Origin of the sequence: Enterobacter sp. PP-008-ECC_S150 (assembly GCF_045257065.1) — a bacterium.
In the GTDB taxonomy this organism is placed as follows: Bacteria; Pseudomonadota; Gammaproteobacteria; order Enterobacterales; family Enterobacteriaceae; genus Enterobacter; species Enterobacter chengduensis.
This window is the reverse complement of record NZ_JBJHHG010000020.1, coordinates 85,341-103,347: the sequence shown is the minus strand read 5'-3', so window position 1 is coordinate 103,347 and position 18,007 is coordinate 85,341. Positions and strand designations below refer to the sequence as shown.

Annotated in this window: 15 protein-coding genes; 7 read left to right on the top strand and 8 right to left on the bottom strand. The window is 56.4% G+C overall.

Annotated features, from left to right (window positions below; genetic code table 11):
* Positions 1-367: 367 nt before the first annotated feature.
* Both ACJBF3_RS20200 and mdtD read left to right on the top strand, forming a co-directional pair.
* Entirely contained in the window at positions 368-1,075 is a 708-nt protein-coding gene (locus tag ACJBF3_RS20200; protein ID WP_045331236.1) for a FadR/GntR family transcriptional regulator, read from the top strand.
* Entirely contained in the window at positions 1,072-2,505 is a 1,434-nt protein-coding gene (gene mdtD / locus ACJBF3_RS20195; RefSeq protein ID WP_045331234.1) for a multidrug transporter subunit MdtD, read from the top strand. The genes ACJBF3_RS20200 and mdtD overlap by 4 nt, the downstream gene beginning before the upstream one ends.
* Here mdtD and rbsR read toward each other — a convergent pair.
* From rbsR to kup, 7 genes are all read right to left on the bottom strand, one after another.
* Complete coding sequence (rbsR, locus tag ACJBF3_RS20190) at positions 2,471-3,463, bottom strand: ribose operon transcriptional repressor RbsR (RefSeq protein WP_072265588.1); 993 nt, start codon at positions 3,461-3,463, stop codon at positions 2,471-2,473. The two genes, mdtD and rbsR, sit on opposite strands and share 35 nt — an antisense overlap.
* Positions 3,464-3,466: 3 nt before the next feature.
* Entirely contained in the window at positions 3,467-4,396 is a 930-nt protein-coding gene (gene rbsK / locus ACJBF3_RS20185; protein WP_045331238.1) for a ribokinase, read from the bottom strand.
* A 106-nt stretch (positions 4,397-4,502) separates the two neighbouring features.
* A complete protein-coding gene (gene rbsB / locus ACJBF3_RS20180; protein ID WP_008503498.1) occupies positions 4,503-5,393 on the bottom strand; it encodes a ribose ABC transporter substrate-binding protein RbsB in 891 nt (296 codons plus the stop codon).
* A gap of 27 nt (positions 5,394-5,420) precedes the next feature.
* The gene (gene rbsC, locus ACJBF3_RS20175) at positions 5,421-6,386 is read right to left on the bottom strand and encodes a ribose ABC transporter permease (protein ID WP_006808742.1); all 966 of its coding nucleotides are present in this window, start codon (positions 6,384-6,386) and stop codon (positions 5,421-5,423) included.
* 4 nt (positions 6,387-6,390) lie between these two features.
* Complete coding sequence (gene rbsA, locus ACJBF3_RS20170) at positions 6,391-7,896, bottom strand: ribose ABC transporter ATP-binding protein RbsA (RefSeq protein WP_045331232.1); 1,506 nt, start codon at positions 7,894-7,896, stop codon at positions 6,391-6,393.
* Between the two features lie 7 nt (positions 7,897-7,903).
* The gene (rbsD, locus tag ACJBF3_RS20165) at positions 7,904-8,323 is read right to left on the bottom strand and encodes a D-ribose pyranase (RefSeq protein WP_045331229.1); all 420 of its coding nucleotides are present in this window, start codon (positions 8,321-8,323) and stop codon (positions 7,904-7,906) included.
* Positions 8,324-8,520: 197 nt separating this feature from the next.
* Entirely contained in the window at positions 8,521-10,389 is a 1,869-nt protein-coding gene (gene kup, locus ACJBF3_RS20160) for a low affinity potassium transporter Kup (RefSeq protein ID WP_032644282.1), read from the bottom strand.
* 222 nt (positions 10,390-10,611) lie between these two features.
* On the opposite strand from kup, the gene ravA reads away from it, so the two are divergent.
* Together ravA and viaA are read left to right on the top strand one after the other, a co-directional pair.
* The gene (gene ravA / locus ACJBF3_RS20155; protein WP_045331228.1) at positions 10,612-12,108 is read left to right on the top strand and encodes an ATPase RavA; all 1,497 of its coding nucleotides are present in this window, start codon (positions 10,612-10,614) and stop codon (positions 12,106-12,108) included.
* On the top strand, positions 12,102-13,553 hold the full coding sequence (gene viaA / locus ACJBF3_RS20150) for an ATPase RavA stimulator ViaA (protein WP_045331226.1): 1,452 nt from the start codon (positions 12,102-12,104) through the stop codon (positions 13,551-13,553). The genes ravA and viaA overlap by 7 nt, the downstream gene beginning before the upstream one ends.
* Here the strand turns inward: viaA and asnA are convergent, their stop codons facing one another.
* Positions 13,554-14,546, bottom strand: coding sequence for an aspartate--ammonia ligase (gene asnA / locus ACJBF3_RS20145; RefSeq protein WP_045331225.1), 993 nt, complete (start codon positions 14,544-14,546; stop codon positions 13,554-13,556).
* A 151-nt stretch (positions 14,547-14,697) separates the two neighbouring features.
* Here asnA and asnC point away from each other — a divergent pair, with 151 nt between their 5' ends.
* From asnC to mnmG, 3 genes are all read left to right on the top strand, one after another.
* On the top strand, positions 14,698-15,156 hold the full coding sequence (gene asnC, locus ACJBF3_RS20140; RefSeq protein ID WP_023333916.1) for a transcriptional regulator AsnC: 459 nt from the start codon (positions 14,698-14,700) through the stop codon (positions 15,154-15,156).
* Between the two features lie 90 nt (positions 15,157-15,246).
* Positions 15,247-15,696, top strand: coding sequence for an FMN-binding protein MioC (gene mioC / locus ACJBF3_RS20135; protein ID WP_045331222.1), 450 nt, complete (start codon positions 15,247-15,249; stop codon positions 15,694-15,696).
* Between the two features lie 374 nt (positions 15,697-16,070).
* A complete protein-coding gene (mnmG, locus tag ACJBF3_RS20130; RefSeq protein WP_045331221.1) occupies positions 16,071-17,960 on the top strand; it encodes a tRNA uridine-5-carboxymethylaminomethyl(34) synthesis enzyme MnmG in 1,890 nt (629 codons plus the stop codon).
* Positions 17,961-18,007: the final 47 nt, after the last annotated feature.

Below are 18,007 nucleotides of genomic sequence, written 5' to 3'. Positions count from 1 at the left end.
CCACACAGATTGTCTGATAAATTGTTAAAGAGCAGTGCCGCTTCGCTTTTCGCAGCGGCGCGGGGTGTGCATATTACGCTTTCCCGCTTCAGAGTCAAGCGTTTATTTTCGCTTTTCTCTGTTGGCGTTCATCTCTGAACCCCGCTAACCCGGCGGCCTGTAAGCCGTTGTTCCGTGTCAGTGGAGGCGCATTATAGGGAGTTATTCTGACGTGACAAGAGGAAATTTAAAAAAACTTTTCATCCGCGTTTTTTTTCACCAACAGACGTGAAATCAAGCTACAAATTGTTCTATTTGATGTATCTGCAACCACAATCACATTCGAGGTGGCATAATTATCAGCATGAATCTTTAAGGAATGAACGCGATGCCATTAAGCGCACAACAGCTGGCCGCCCAAAAAAACCTGTCGTATGTGCTGGCAGAAAAGCTGGCTCAGCGGATTTTAGCGGGTAAATATGCCCCGGGTAGCATCCTGCCGGGCGAAATGGAGCTGGGTGAGCACTTTGGGGTGAGCCGGACCGCCGTGCGCGAAGCGGTGAAAACCCTGACGGCAAAAGGTATGGTGCTTCCACGTCCTCGCATTGGCACACGCGTGATGCCACAGAGCAACTGGAATTTTCTCGATCAGGAGCTGCTCTCCTGGTGGATGACGGAAGAGAACTTTCATCAGGTCGTCGATCACTTTCTGGTGATGCGCAGCAGCCTTGAACCTCAGGCGTGTCTGCTTGCCGCCACGCTAGGAACGGCAGAGCAAAAAGCGCAGCTTAACGCGTTGATGGAAGAGATGGTGTTCCTGAAAAAAAACTTCAACCGCGAACGCTGGGTTGAGGTCGATATGGCCTGGCATGAACATATCTATATAATGAGCGCCAATCCGTTCCTCACCTCTTTTGCCTCTTTATTCCATTCGGTGTATCACACCTACTTTACCTCTATTACGCACAACGAAGTGGTAAAACTGGATTTGCATCAGGCGATAGTGGATGCCATTCAGGAAAGCGACGGGCAGCGAGCCCTGAGCGCGTGCCAGGCATTGCTGGCCGCGCCCACCCACCAGCAGGTAAATAAATGACGAAGAAAAAAGCGCGCAGCATGGCCGGATTGCCGTGGATTGCAGCCATGGCGTTTTTTATGCAGGCACTGGATGCCACCATCCTCAACACCGCCCTTCCCGCTATTGCGCAAAGCCTCAACCGTTCCCCGCTGGCGATGCAGTCCGCCATCATCAGCTACACCCTGACGGTCGCCATGCTGATCCCGGTCAGCGGCTGGCTGGCCGACCGCTTCGGCACCCGCAGAGTTTTCATGCTGGCCGTCACGCTCTTTACGCTCGGTTCGCTGGCCTGTGCGCTCTCCTCGTCCTTAACGGAGCTGGTCATCTTCCGCGTATTACAGGGTATTGGCGGCGCGATGATGATGCCGGTGGCGCGCCTTGCCCTGCTGCGCGCCTATCCAAGAAGCGAACTGCTTCCCGTGCTCAACTTCGTCACCATGCCGGGACTTGTCGGCCCGATACTTGGCCCGGTACTCGGCGGCGTGTTTGTGACCTGGGCAAGCTGGCACTGGATCTTCCTGATTAATATTCCCATTGGCGTTGCGGGACTGCTGTATGCCCGCAAATATATGCCGAACTTCACCACTCCAAGGCGCAGCTTTGACATGGGCGGCTTTTTCCTGTTTGGCCTGAGCCTGGTGTTATTTTCCAGCGGGATGGAGCTGTTTGGCGAGAAGATCGTCGCGACGTGGATGGCGCTCTCCGTTATCCTCGGCGGTATTCTGCTATTCCTTCTTTATATACGTCACGCGCGCCGTCACCCGACGCCGTTAATCTCCCTGGGGCTCTTTAACACCCGAACGTTTTCCGTCGGGATTGCGGGCAACATCGCGTCTCGTCTGGGAACCGGCTGCGTACCGTTCCTGATGCCGTTGATGCTGCAGGTCGGTTTCGGCTACCCGGCCCTGATCGCTGGCTGCATGATGGCGCCCACGGCAATGGGCTCGATTCTGGCAAAATCCACCGTGACGCAGGTGCTGCGCTGGTTTGGCTATCGTAAAACGTTAGTTGGCGTGACGGTCTTTATCGGTCTGATGATCGCGCAGTTCTCGCTGCAGTCCGCCGCGTTACCCGTCTGGATGCTGATCCTGCCGCTGTTTGTGTTAGGCATGGCGATGTCGACGCAGTTCACGTCGATGAACACCATCACCCTCGCCGATCTGACTGACGAGAACGCCAGCAGCGGCAACAGCGTGCTGGCGGTAACGCAGCAGCTGTCGATCAGCTTAGGGGTTGCCGTGAGTGCAGCGGTGCTGAGGTTTTATGAAGGTTTCGACAGCGCAAATACCGTTGAGCAGTTCCACTATACCTTTATCACCATGGGCGCACTTACCGTGGTATCGGCGCTGGTCTTTATGCTGTTAAAACCGAAAGACGGCCGAAACCTGATTAAAGAGCGTCACAAAGAAAAGGCTAAACCGAACCGCGTTCCATCAGAACAGGAGTAAGCTGCAGGCGCTGCTGTTGCAGCGTGGGCTGCGCCATACGGTGGATCAGCACATCGATGGCCAGCTCGCCCAGTTCATCCTTCGGCTGATGAATGGTGGTCAGCGGCGGCGTCATGTAACGGGCAAGTTCGATATCATCGTAGCCAATCACCGCCATATCGTCCGGCACGCGTAGCCCCGCCTGATACAGTGCCTGATAGGCACCAAACGCCATCGCATCGTTACCAATAAAAACCGCCTGCGGACGCTGCGCCTGCGTCAGGAGTGTCTGCATGGCCTCGAAGCCACCGTTAAATTCAAAGTCGCCGGTGATCCGGTAGCCATCAGGAATGGCGAGCCCGGCTCGCTCCATAGCTGAGAGATACCCTTCCAGACGCAAACGCGCCGGGGTTTTGTCCAGCGGACCGGTAATACAGGCGATGCGGGTATAGCCTTTATCGATCAGATACTGAGTCGCCATATCACCGCCCAGCAGGGAGTTATCCTGAATGAGATCGCTGGTTCCGTCGAACGGCGCCCAGTCCATCATCACGGTGGGAATCGAAGGGTAGCGCTGAATAATCTCTTTCGAAGGCTGGTGCGTTTCGGTGCAGAGCAGCAGTAGCCCGTCGACGCGTTTTTGCATCAGCGTTTCCAGGTTGCGGTTCATGCGCTGCTCGTCCCCTTCGGTATTGCACAGCACCAGGCTGTACCCGCGCTCGAAGCAGCTGCGCTCCACGCCGCGAACCAGTTCTGAATAAAAGGGGTTGGTACTGGCGGTAATCAGCATACCGATGGTGCGCGTCTGGTTGAGCTTAAGGCTGCGCGCCAGCGCTGACGGCGCATAGTTGAGATCTTTTACCGCGGCTTCAACTTTCTCCCGAATCGCCTCGCTGACGAAGCGATCGTTGTTAATAACGTGAGAGACCGTCGAGGTAGAAACGCCCGCCATGCGGGCGACATCTTTCATTGTGGCCAAGCGTTACCCCTGCTGACTTAAGAATTCATCGATCTCTTTTCGCCACGGAACGGAAGGCTGGGCGCCCTTGCGCGTCACCGCAATCGCGGCGGCAGCGTGTGCGAAGCGGATAGCGTCATCCATTCTCTTGCCTTCCAGCAGCGCGGTCACCAGCGCACCATTGAAGGTATCTCCCGCTGCGATGGTGTCAATCGCTTTGACCTTAAAGCCCGGCACGCGGCGGCCTTCGCCATTGACGCTTGCCCACACCCCACGGCTGCCCAGGGTGATAATCACGGTGCCGATGCCCTTATCGTGCAGTGCACGCGCGGCTTTCGCGGCATCATCATCATTTTCAACGCGAATGCCCGTCAGCTTTTCGGCTTCGGTTTCGTTCGGCGTAATGATGTCCACCAGCGCCAGCAGCTCGTCTGATAATACACGCGCAGGGGCCGGGTTAAGTACGACAGTGGTATGATTTTCATGCGCAATGTTGGCGGCGGCCAGCACGCTTTCAACCGGTGACTCCAGCTGCATCAGCAGGGCTTCGGCTTCAGCGATGATTGTACGCTGCGCTTCAACGCGATCCGTCGTCAGTGCGGCGTTAGCGCCAGCATGAATACCGATGACATTCTCACCTTCAGCATTAACGAAAATCAGCGCCACGCCGGTAGATTCCCCTGCCACAACGCTAACCGGTGCGATATCAATGTTGTCGCTTGCCAGCTGTTTACGTACGCGCTCGCCGGTATCGTCATCCCCCGTACAGGCGATAAACGCAATATTCGCCCCGCTGCGACCGGCAGCGACGGCCTGGTTTGCGCCTTTACCGCCAAAAGCGACCTGATACTGGCTACCGGTGACGGTTTCGCCCGGGGTCGGGAACGATTCAAGGTTAAGAATGTGATCGGCATTGATGCTGCCAAGGACGACGAGGTTGCCTGCGGTTTTCATGGTTGGGTTGTCCATCTGAGAGCGCCACCGGTGTTACCCGGTGGCGTATGCCACACTTTTCTTTATTGGTGTCCCTCAGGCAGCCAGCGACTGCCTGATTCGCCTTTTACTGCTTGATGACCAGCTTCAGGTCAACCGGATATTTGGCCTGAACTTTTTCGCCCTTCAGCACTTTGTCGGCAGTTTCAACGCCAGTCGCGCCAATCTGCTCAGGCAGCTGAGCGATGGTCGCAGCCAGTTTGCCATCATTTACCGCTTTTTCACCATCCGGCGTGCCGTCAAATCCGACAACCATCACATCAGATTTACCTGCGGTCTGCAGGGCACGCAGCGCGCCCAGCGCCATTTCGTCGTTCTGGGCGAATACCGCCTGCACGTCAGGATGTGCGGTCAGCAGGTTCTGCATGACGTTCAGGCCTTTAGTACGGTCAAAGTCTGCTGGCTGGCTCGCCAGCACGTTGAATTTGTGCGCAGCCACGGCCTGCTGGAAGCCTTCACCACGCTCACGCGCGGCGGACGTACCGGCAATCCCCTGCAGTTCGATAACTTTCGCGCCTTCACCGGCTTTCTTCGCGATGTAATCACCGGCGATTTTACCGCCCAGCACGTTATCAGAAGCAATGTGGCTCACCACGTCGCCTTTGGTTGCCTGACGGTCCAGGGTGATGACCGGGATCTTCGCCTGGTTTGCCATCTTAACGGCGTTACCTACGGCGTCAGAGTCGGTTGGGTTGATCAGCAGAATTTTGGTGCCGCGAACGGTTAAGTCCTGAACGTTAGCGAGCTCTTTCGCCGGGTTGTTCTGGGAATCCAGCACCACCAGGTTGTAGCCCAGTTTGTCCGCCTCTTTCTGCGCACCGTCCTTCAGGGAGACGAAGAACGGGTTGTTAAGGGTAGAGACAACCAGCGCAATGGTATCTTTCGCCATGGCGTTAGCACTTACGGTTGCGCTCAGCGCGACAGCAGAAACCAGGGTAGCCAGTTTTTTCATGTTCATATCTAAGATGTCCTGTAGTGTCGTCAGTTACTGTTTTTTGTTGTCTACCAGTACCGCCAGCAAAATCACCACTGCCTTAACGATCATCTGGTAATAGGAGGAAACACCTAACAAATTCAAACCATTATTCAGGAAACCGAGAATCAGTGCGCCGATCAATGTCCCAACAATGCGACCTTTACCGCCCGCAAGACTCGTACCGCCCAGAACCACTGCCGCGATAGCATCCAGCTCATATCCCGTACCCGCCGTCGGCTGCGCGGAAGAAAGACGCGCCACTTCGATGATACCGGCCAGTGACGCCAGCAGGCCGCACAGGGAGTAAACGATAATTTTGACTTTATTAACGCTGATACCGGACAGGCGCGTTGCCGCTTCGTTACCGCCCAGCGCATAGATATAACGGCCCAGACGGGTGTGGTGCAGCATGTACCACGCCGCCAGGAAGACGATAGCCATGATCCAGACCGGCGTCGGAACGCCCAGCGGGCGACCAATACCGAACCAGCCAAACAGATCCGCGTTATCGGTGAAGCCGGTGTTGACCGGGCTGCCGTTGGTGTAAACCATGGTCACACCTCGCAGCAGCAGCATCATCACCAGCGTGGCGATAAACGCCTGAACGCGGCCTTTTGCCACAATCACGCCGGTGACGGCGCCAATCGCCGCGCCTGCCGCCAGGGCAGCAGCAACGGCCACCAGCGCGTTGACTTCAATGCCGACAATCGAAGCGGCGATCGCACCGGTGAGCGCCAGCAGGGAACCGACGGACAGATCGATACCCGAGGTCAAAATCACCAGCGTCATGCCGACCGCCATAATGGCGTTCACCGACGTTTGCTGCAGAATGTTGAACAGGTTATTCACGGTGAAGAAATTCGGGCTCATGGTCGACACAATCGCGATCAGCACCAGCAGGGCAATCAGCGATTTTTGCTCCATCAGCCACGCCTTTGTGAAATAGCGGCGACCAGAAACAGCCTGGGTAGTCATCTTCTTACTCCTGATTCACGCGATTAAGCTTGCCCACAGCGGCAGCCATCAGAACTTCCTGGGTGGCCTGCTCGCGAGTGAATTCACCGCCGAGATGCCCTTCATGCATGACGATAATGCGATCGCTCATGCCTAATACTTCTGGCATCTCGGAAGAGACCAGAATGATGCTCAGACCGTCGGCCTTGAACTGGTTAATCAGCTGATAGATCTCTTTCTTCGCCCCCACGTCCACGCCGCGGGTGGGCTCGTCGAGGATCAACACTTTCGGGCGCGTCATCAGCCCGCGGGCAATCGCCACTTTCTGCTGATTCCCGCCGGACAACAGGCCAATCGCCTGCTCCATCGACGGGGTTTTAACGTTAAAGAGGCGGATAAAATCGCTGACCGCCTGCTGCTCGTCTTTGTGCTTCAGGCTGCCGCCGCTATGGCTGAAATAGCGCAGCGCAGTCAGGGACATGTTCTCTTTAACCGACATGCCGAGCACCAGGCCGTCGCGCTTGCGGTCTTCGGAAATGTAGACGATGCCGTTTGCAAGACCATCCTGCGGGGAGCGGGTGACCACTTCATGACCGTCGAGGGTGACATAGCCGCTGGTGCGCGGCAGCGCGCCGTACAGCACTTTCATCAGCTCGGTACGTCCCGCGCCCATCAGGCCCGCCACGCCCAGGATCTCGCCCTGGCGCAGGGTAAAGGTCACGTCGTTCACGCCCGGACCGCAGAGGTTATCTACCTTCAGGCGGATCTCGCCAGGCAGCTTATCCAGATGCGGATACTGGTCTTCAAGCTTACGTCCCACCATCATTTCGATGAGCGTATCTTCGGTCAGCGTGGCCACTTCGCGCTCGGCAATAAATTGCCCGTCGCGGAAGACGGTGACGTCATCGCAGATTTCGAAGATCTCTTTCATGCGGTGAGAGATATAGACAATCCCGCGCCCCTGCGATTTCAGCTCGCGGATCACGCGGAACAGGGATTCGGTTTCGGTATCGGTCAGGGCGTCGGTCGGTTCATCCATGATGATGACTTTGGACTCAAAGCTCAGCACCTTCGCGATTTCCACCATCTGCTGGTCGCCAATAGAGAGATCGCCGACCAGGCGGTCGCTCTTAAAGCGCAGGTTTAGCTTCGCCAGCAGCTTGTCCGCTTCGGCATACATGGTTTTCCAGTCGATCTTGCCGAAGCGGTTCACAAACTCGCGGCCAAGGAAGATGTTCTCGGCAATCGTGAGCTGTGGGATCAGGTTCAGCTCCTGGTGGATAATGCCAATACCGGCTTCCTGAGAGGATTTCGGGCCATTGAAGGTGGTCTCTTTACCCAGCCATAGCAGCGAACCCGCATCGCGCTGGTAGATACCGGTCAGCACCTTCATCATGGTGGATTTGCCGGCGCCGTTTTCGCCCACCAGCGCCATCACGCGCCCGGGGTAGACGTTCAGCGCCGCGCCGGAGAGGGCTTTTACGCCCGGGAACGACTTATCGATCCCTTTGAGTTGCAGTAATGCGTCCATGATGGCCTCAGAAGGTGACGCCAGCACAGAGAATGATATTCGCATACGGGGAGCACTCCCCGCTGCGAATCACCGCCTGACTATCTGCGGTTTGTTGTTTGAACTGTTCGTGCGTCGTGTAACGAATTTCGATGGTGTTTCCCTGGTGTTGTTGCAGTTGCTCAATAAACTTAAGCAACGTTTCGTGGAGTTGCGGATTATGTTGTTTGATTTCCGCCGCGAGAATGGCCGCCTCAACCTGCATCTCCGCGGTCACGACTTCCAGTACCTGCATAAACGAAGGAACGCCCTGCGTTAACGCCATATCAATACGGGTTGTGCTGCGCGGAACCGGTAAGCCTGCATCGCAAACCACCAGCGTATCGGTATGCCCAAGACGGGAAATAACCGATGAGATTTCTGAGTTAAGTACCGTGCCTTTCTTCATTTTCTTGCTCCACTAGCGAAACGTTTCGCTGGAAGTAGTGTAGCGCCAGAAATGTTCAGAAAACCATCATCACGTAACAGAATTGTGATCAACGTCGAAACGTTTCGCTAAGTGAAATATGGAGACAATTATCGTGGGTTGGCAAGGGGTTTGGTAGGCCGGGTAAGCGAAGCGCCACCCGGCATTTTCAGAAGGGATTAGATCTCGACCTGCGTGCCCAGCTCAATCACGCGGTTAGGCGGGATCTCAAACTGGTCAGGCGCGCGCAGGGCGTTACGCTGCAGGATGAGATACAGCTTGCCGCGCAGGCGCAGATACCACGGCCGCTTGCCGATGATCAGCGACTCGTGCGACATAAAGAACGACGTCTCCATCATGCGGCAGCTCAGCCCTTCCAGGCCGCAGCGGTGGAACACCTCTTCCACGTTTGGCGTTTCACGCCAGCCGTAGCTCGCCACCACGCGCCAGAAGGTCGGAGAAAGCTGCTCAATCTGAACGCGACGCACGTTGTGAACGTAAGGTGCATCTTCGGTGCGCAGCGTCAGCAGGATCACGCGCTCGTGCAGGACCTTGTTGTGCTTGAGGTTATGCATCAGCGCAAACGGGATGACGTTCAGCGCGCGAGACATATACACCGCGGTGCCCGGCACGCGGACCGGCGGGGATTTTTCCAGAGAAGCGATCATCGCCTCCAGAGAGTTCCCGTGCTCGTGCATGCGGCGCAGCAGGCGGAAACGCTCGCTTTTCCAGGTGGTCATAACGATGAACATCACCAGACCGAGCGTCAACGGCAGCCAGCCGCCGGAGACAATCTTGTCGAGGTTCGCAGAGAACAGCGGCACGTCGATGCACAGGAAGCCCACCAGAATCATCGCCACAAGGAATTTATTCCAGTGCCAGTTTCGGTACGCCACCGTGGTGGAAAGAATCGATGTCAGCACCATCGTACCGGTTACCGCAATACCGTACGCCGCCGCCAGGTTGCTGGAGTGCTCGAAGCTGACGATCACAATCACCACCGCGAAGTAGAGCAGCCAGTTAACGAACGGGATGTAGATCTGGCCCGACTCCATCTCAGAGGTATGGATGATGCGCATCGGTGAGAGATAACCCAGACGCACGGCCTGGCGCGTCAGAGAAAACACCCCGGAAATCACCGCCTGAGAGGCAATGACGGTCGCCAGCGTCGCCAGGATCAGCATCGGCACCAGCGCCCAGTCGGGCGCCAGCAGGAAGAACGGGTTCTTAATCGCTTCCGGGTTCTTGAGCAGCAGCGCGCCCTGGCCGAAGTAGTTCAGAACCAGCGAAGGCAGCACCACGATAAACCATGCCACGCGAATTGGCAGTTTCCCGAAGTGGCCCATGTCAGCATACAGCGCTTCCACACCGGTGATGGAGAGCACGACGGCACCCAGCGCCACGAAGGAGACCACTTTATATTCGAGGAAGAAATGCACGGCCCAGTAAGGGTTTAGCGCATGCAGCACTTCCGGGTTGGCGATAATGCTGCGCAAGCCAAGCGCCGCCAGGATCAGGAACCAGGCCAGCATAATGGGTGCAAACAGTTTGCCCACCAGCCCCGTACCGTGCTTCTGGATCGCAAACAGCAGCGTCAGCACGATTATCGCCAGCGGGACGACCCACGTATCAAGCTGCGGCGCGATAATCTCCAGCCCCTCTATCGCCGAGAGGACCGAAATCGCGGGCGTTATCACCACTTCCCCGTAGAAGAAACTGCCGCCAATCAGGCCGATAATCACCAGCACGGAGGTCATTCTGGCCGAAGTATTGCGTCCGGCAAGGGACATCAGAGTCAGGATCCCACCTTCACCTGCGTTATCAGCACGCATAACGAAGGAGAGATATTTAACGGAAACCACCAGGATCAGTAGCCAGAAAATGAGGGACAGGAAGCCAAACACGGCATCGCGTTCAACACCAAAACCAAACTGGCCGGACAGACATTCACGAAGCGTATAAAGCGGGCTGGTGCCAATATCACCGTAGACAACCCCGATCGCCGCAAGCGTTATTGCGGGTAATGATTGCTTATTATCAGTGCTCATAGACTAGTCTTTTCGTTTAAATAACAAATGTGTTCCTGGTCCCTTGGTCCACAAAAAGCGCACAGTATGCACGATTCATTGCAAAATCGTACCCCTAAATGCAACCGCATTAATGTAGCGCAAAGAAAATTGCGCCGCACTTCAGTCTATTACCAGCCCTGACTGAAACGTCTATACTCGCTTCAATTAGCCGCCACGACGGCGAAAGGATGCAAAACTATTATGGCTCACTCACATTTATTAGCAGAAAGAATTTCCCGCCTCAGCAGCGCGCTGGAGAAAGGCCTTTTCGAGCGTAGCCACGCCATTCGCCTCTGTTTACTGGCGGCGTTGAGCGGTGAAAGCGTGTTTCTGCTTGGGCCGCCGGGCATCGCCAAAAGCCTGATTGCCCGCAGGCTTAAGTTTGCTTTTCAGAACGCCCGCGCGTTTGAATACCTGATGACCCGCTTCTCCACCCCGGAAGAGGTGTTTGGCCCCCTTTCTATTCAGGCGTTAAAAGATGAAGGGCGCTATGAGCGTCTGACGGCGGGATATCTGCCTGAAGCTGAAATTGTCTTTCTGGATGAGATCTGGAAAGCGGGACCGGCTATTCTGAACACCCTGCTGACGGCAATAAACGAACGTCGGTTCCGCAACGGGGCCACCGAAGCAAAAATCCCGATGCGCCTGCTGGTGGCCGCCTCAAACGAACTGCCCGAAGCCGACAGCAGCCTGGAAGCGCTGTACGACCGCATGCTTATCCGCCTGTGGCTGGACAAGGTCCAGGACAAATCCAACTTCCGCTCGATGCTGGTCAGCCAGCAGGATGAAAATGAAAATCCGGTCTCCGCATCCCTTCAGGTTTCGGATGAGGAGTATGAGCAGTGGCAGCAGGACATTGGCAAAATCAAGCTGCCCGACGCCGTATTCGAGCTCATCTTCATGCTGCGCCAGCAGCTCGACCTGCTGCCTTCGGCGCCGTACGTCTCGGACCGTCGCTGGAAAAAAGCGATTCGCCTGCTGCAGGCCAGCGCCCTGTTCAGCGGTCGTGATGCCGTAGCCCCTATCGATCTGATCCTCCTCAAAGATTGCCTGTGGCATGACGCAGAAGGCATGAACCTGATGCAGCAGCAGCTAGAAGTTTTGATGACCGGACACGCGTGGGGCCAGCAGTCAATGCTGAACCAGCTGGGTGCAATTACCCAGCGCCGGATCCAGCTTCAGCAGCAGCAAAGTGATAAAACGGCGCTGAAAGTGAATCGCCTTGGGGGCATGTTCGCCCGCAAACCGCACTACGAGCTTCCTGCCGATCTAACCGGAACGACGCTAACGCTGCTGCTTCAGCAGCCGCTCAAGCTGCACGATATGCAGGTGGTACACATTACGGTTGAGCGCGAGGCGCTGTCCCAGTGGCTCGACAAAGGCGGCGAGATCCGCGGCAAGCTCAACGGGATCGGCTTTGCGCAGCCGCTCACGATGGAAGTGGACAGCAGCCAGCACCTGGTGATCCGCGACGTCAGCCTGCAGGGCTCGCGTCTTGCGCTTCCCGGCACCGCCTCTGACAGCGTGCCGGAAGAGATCAAACAGCAGCTGGACGCGCTCGATACCGAATGGCACCAGCAGCACACCCGCTTTAGCGAGCAGCAAAAGTGCCTCTTTATTCATAGCGACTGGTTAGGTCGCATCGAAGCCAGCCTGCAGGACGTCAGCGCGCAGATCAAACAGGCGCGTCAATGCTAACGCTGGATACGCTCAACGTCATGCTGGCCGTCAGCGAGGAGGGGTTGATCGAAGAAGTGGTCATTACGCTGCTGGCATCGCCGCAGCTGGCAGCCTTCTTTGAAAAATTCCCGAAGCTCAAAAAGGCGATGACCGACGATCTCCCGCGCTGGCGGGATAATCTGCGGCAGCGATTCAAAGAGACTGAAGTTCCGCCGGAGCTGACGGAGGAAGTCTCGGCCTATCAGCAGTGCCAGCGGCTCTCCACGACGCAGTTTATCGTCCAGCTCCCGCAAACCCTGACGCTGCTCGAAAAGGTCCACTCTCCGTTTGCCGGCCAGGCCCGGGCGCTGGTCACGGATAACGCCACCTTTACTCCCGCCCTGCATACCCTCTTTTTACAGCGTTGGCGCCTCAGCCTGGTGGTTCAGGCCACGACGCTAAACCAGCAGCTGCTGGACGAAGAGCGCGAACAGCTGCTCAGTGAAGTACAGGAACGTATGACCCTGAGCGGCCAGCTCGAACAGGTGCTGGTGGAGAATGAAAACGCCGCCGGTCGTCTCTGGGACATGAGCGCCGGTCAGCTCCGACGCGGGGATTACCAGCTGATCGTCAAATATGGCGATTTTCTGGCGCAGCAGCCCGAGCTGATGAAGCTTGCAGAGCAGCTGGGGCGCTCAAGGGAGGCAAAGTCGGTCCCAAAGAAAGATGCCCCGATGGAAACCTTCCGCACCCTGGTGCGCGAACCGGCTACCGTACCGGAGCAGGTCGACGGCCTCCAGCAGAGCGACGACATTCTGCGACTGCTGCCCACCGAGTTAAGCACGCTGGGCATGACCGAGCTGGAGTATGAGTTTTACCGTCGGCTGGTGGAGAAACAGCTTCTCACCTACCGCCTGCACGGCGAAGCCTGGCGCGAAAAGCTGAGCCAGCGGCCGGTCATCCATCAGGATTTTGATGAACAGCCGCGCGGGCCGTTCATTGTTTGCGTGGATACGTCCGGATCGATGGGCGGGTTTAACGAGCAGTGCGCAAAGGCGTTCTGTCTGGCGCTGATGCGCGTGGCGCTCGCCGACCGCCGTCGCTGCTTCATCATGCTGTTCTCCAGCGAGGTGGTGGGCTATGAGCTGACGAACCAGCAGGGTATCGAGCAGGCAATCCGCTTCCTGAGCCAGCGTTTTCGCGGCGGCACGGATCTTGCCAGCTGCTTTCGCAGCATCGTGGAGCGTATGCAGGGCGGCGACTGGTACGACGCCGACGCGGTGGTGATTTCTGATTTTATCGCCCAGCGGCTGCCGGATGACGTGGTCAATAAGGTGAAGGAATTACAGCGGGTGCATCAGCACCGTTTCCATGCGGTGGCGATGTCCGCCCATGGAAAACCCGGCATCATGCGCATCTTCGATCATATCTGGCGCTTTGATACCGGGCTGCGTAGCCGCCTGCTCAGACGCTGGCAGCGTTAATTACAGAAGAGAGCCGACGCTTTCGCGTACCTGCTGCGGCCAGACGCCGCACTGAACCTGACCGATATGGGGTAATTGCAGGAGCAGCATGGTCAGGCGGGACTGGCCGATACCGCCACCAATCGTCTGCGGCATTTCCCCGCGCAGCAGCGCCTGGTGCCACTCTAATTTGAGACGATCTTCATCGCCGGTGGTCGCCAGCTGGCGCTTCAGCGCGTCAGCATCCACGCGGATACCCATTGAAGAGAGCTCGAATGCGTCTTCCAGCACCGGGTTCCAGACCAGAATATCCCCGTTCAGCCCGGCAAAGTCGCCTTCACCCGCGGTGCTCCAGTCATCATAATCCGGCGCACGAACGTCGTGACGTTTGCCATCAGACAGCTTCCCGCCGATACCGATCAGGAATACGGCTCCTAATTCCTTGGCGATCGCACGCTCACGCCCTTTGGCATCAAGATCCGGGAAGCGGGTCAGTAATTCCTGGCTGTGAACAAAGTGGATCGTTTCCGGCAGGAACGGTGCCAGGCCAAACTCTTTGCTTACGGCGGCTTCGGTTGCTTTGATCCCGGCGTAGATCGCCTCAACGGTGGATTTCAGCGTGCCGACGTGGCGCTCGCCATCCCCCATCACGCGTTCCCAGTCCCACTGGTCGACGTAAACGGAATGAATAGGCGAGAGGCGGTCTTCATCGGGGCGAAGGGCTTTCATGTGCGTGTAAAGCCCTTCGCCCGCGCTGAAGTCGTGTTGTCCCAGGGTTTGACGCTTCCACTTCGCCAGGGAATGAACCACTTCGAACTGGGCGTCTGGCAGTGTTTTCACTTTTACCTGTACCGCTTTTTCGCATCCAGACAGGTTATCCTGGGTCCCGTCACCCACGCGGCTCAGAATCGGGGCCTGAACTTCAATCAGCCCAAGCTTCTCTTCCAGCTGGCGGGAAAAATGGGATTTAACGAAACTGATCTGGCGTTGTTTTGCGATGTAAGCGGTTTTCATTATTTATACTCCTGCGTCCTGTTGCTATTGATTAAGCAACAGAAATGGCACCTTATTCAATAACCATTCAACAAAAAGCCATCTTCACTTTTGATTCGCTAAAATCAGGCGCTAGAATAGAGAGATTCATTAATCTTCATAAGAAAAAGCTATGGAAAATTATCAGATCGACAATCTCGACCGCGGCATTCTGGAGGCATTGATGGCCAATGCCCGTACCGCCTATGCCGAACTGGCAAAACAGTTTGGCGTCAGCCCGGGAACCATTCACGTTCGCGTAGAGAAGATGAAGCAGGCGGGGATCATTACCGGCGCGCGCATAGACGTCAGTCCTAAACATCTGGGTTATGACGTCTGCTGCTTCATCGGCATCATCCTGAAAAGCGCCAAAGACTACCCTTCCGCCCTGGCGAAGCTGAACGCGCTGGATGAAGTCACCGAGGCGTATTACACCACCGGGCACTACAGCATCTTTATTAAAGTCATGTGCCGATCCATCGACGCGCTCCAGCAGGTACTTATCAACAAGATCCAAACAATCGATGAAATTCAGTCCACCGAGACGCTGATCTCCCTGCAAAACCCGATCATGCGTACCATCCGCCCGTGATCGGGCAAATTCATTCCCACATTTTCCACAGGTAGATCCCAGCTCGTTCACAGCGTACAATGGCCGTCTCTTTATCTGGGCGAGCGATCAATGGCGGACATTACCCTTATCAGCGGCAGCACTCTTGGTGGTGCGGAATACGTTGCGGAACACCTGGCTGAAAAGCTGGATGAGGCAGGCTTTTCTACGGAAACCCTGCACGGCCCGTTGCTTGAAGATCTCCCGACTGACGGGGTCTGGCTGCTGATCACCTCCACGCACGGCGCAGGCGATCTGCCCGATAACCTGCAACCTTTCTATGACGAACTGCTGGAACAGCAGCCTGACCTGTCAAACGTCCGTTTTGGCGCGGTGGGGATCGGCAGTCGTGAATATGACACCTTTTGCGGGGCAATAGAGAAAGTTGAAGCCGCTGTCACCTCTTGCGGAGCAAAACAGCTGGGTGAAACGCTCAAGATCAACATCCTCGATCATGATATTCCGGAGGATCCAGCCGAGATCTGGCTCGCGGAATGGAAAAATTTACTCAAAAACGATTAAAGATCGTGCGATCAGATGTGGATAACTCTGGTTAAAAGCTCGTATTAACCCGTAGTTATCCAAAGAACAACCGTAGCTTCGTTTTTGACCTGTGTATAAAGTCGCGATCTGATCCCAGCTTATACGGTCCAGGATCACCGATCATTCACAGCAAACGATCCTTTCTAACCCCATGATCTTCTTTATGAGATCGGACTTATCCACACAGGTTCGCGATCCTAATAAGAGATCACAATAGAACAGATCTCTAAATAAAAAGATCTTCTTTTTAATAGCCCAGGATCCCAATGCTTTCTCGAAAGACTAAAGTTGAGTAGAATCCACGGCCCGGGCTTCAATCCATTTTCATACCGCTTTACGCGAGGCAGACCACCATGTTTTATCAGGATCCTTTTGACGTCATCATCATTGGCGGGGGTCACGCAGGCACTGAGGCCGCAATGGCCGCGGCACGTATGGGTCAGCAGACCCTGCTTTTGACACACAATATCGACACGCTGGGACAAATGTCCTGTAATCCGGCGATTGGCGGCATTGGGAAAGGACACCTGGTAAAAGAAGTGGATGCACTTGGCGGCCTGATGGCGAAAGCGATCGATCGGGCTGGCATCCAGTTTAGGATACTAAACGCGAGTAAAGGCCCCGCCGTACGTGCGACCCGTGCTCAGGCAGACCGCGTCCTGTACCGTCAGGCGGTGCGTACCGCGCTGGAGAATCAGCCGAACCTGATGATCTTCCAGCAGGCGGTTGAAGATCTTATCGTTGAGAACGATCGCGTCGTGGGCGTTGTAACCCAGATGGGCCTCAAGTTCCGCGCGAAAGCCGTGGTGCTGACCGTAGGCACATTCCTGGACGGTAAAATTCATATCGGTCTGGATAACTACAGCGGTGGCCGTGCGGGCGATCCGCCGTCTATTCCACTGTCTCGTCGTCTGCGTGAACTGCCGCTGCGCGTCAGCCGCCTGAAAACCGGTACGCCGCCGCGTATCGACGCGCGCACCATTGATTTCAGCGTGCTGGCCCAACAGCACGGCGATAACCCAATGCCGGTCTTCTCGTTCATGGGCAATGCGGCACAACATCCGCAGCAGGTACCGTGCTATATCACGCATACCAACGAGAAAACCCATGACGTGATCCGCAATAACCTCGATCGTAGCCCCATGTATGCCGGCGTGATCGAAGGGATCGGCCCACGCTACTGCCCGTCGATCGAAGACAAAGTGATGCGCTTTGCCGATCGTAACCAGCACCAGATCTTCCTGGAGCCGGAAGGGCTGACCTCAAACGAAATTTATCCGAACGGCATCTCCACCAGCCTGCCGTTCGACGTGCAGATGCAGATTGTTCGCTCAATGCAGGGGATGGAGAACGCAAAAATCGTTCGCCCTGGCTACGCTATTGAGTACGATTTCTTCGATCCGCGTGACCTGAAGCCAACCCTGGAGAGCAAATTCATCCACGGTCTGTTCTTCGCGGGGCAGATTAACGGCACCACCGGTTACGAAGAAGCGGCCGCGCAGGGTCTGCTCGCCGGTCTTAACGCCGCGCGCTTCTCAGCTGAGAAAGAGGGCTGGGCACCGGGCCGTTCTCAGGCGTACCTGGGCGTGCTGGTTGACGATCTCTGCACGCTGGGTACCAAAGAACCGTACCGTATGTTCACCTCTCGCGCGGAATATCGCCTGATGCTGCGTGAAGACAACGCCGACCTGCGCCTGACGGAAAAGGGTCGCGAGCTGGGTCTGGTCGATGACGAGCGCTGGGCGCGCTTCAACGAGAAGCTGGAACGCATTGAACAGGAACGTCAGCGTCTGAAAACCACCTGGGTGAATCCGCAGGCGGAAACTGCAGCCGAAGTAAACGCTCACTTAACAGCGCCGCTGTCGCGCGAGGCCAGCGGGGAAGATCTGCTGCGCCGTCCTGAAGTCACCTACGAGAACCTGGTCAAACTGGCCGCGTTCGCGCCGGGCCTGGAAGACGCTGAAGCGGCCGAGCAGGTCGAGATCCAGGTGAAGTACGAAGGCTACATCGCGCGTCAGCAGGATGAGATCGAAAAACAGCAGCGCAACGAAAACACGCTGCTGCCGGAAATGCTGGACTACCGTCAGGTCACGGGCCTGTCCAACGAGGTCATCGCCAAGCTGAACGACCACAAACCGGTGTCGATTGGCCAGGCGTCCCGCATCTCGGGCGTTACCCCTGCAGCGATTTCGATCCTGCTGGTGTGGCTGAAAAAGCAGGGCATGCTGCGCCGCAGTGCGTAATGCCCATAACATTGCCCGGTGGCGCTGCGCTTACCGGGCCTACTGAA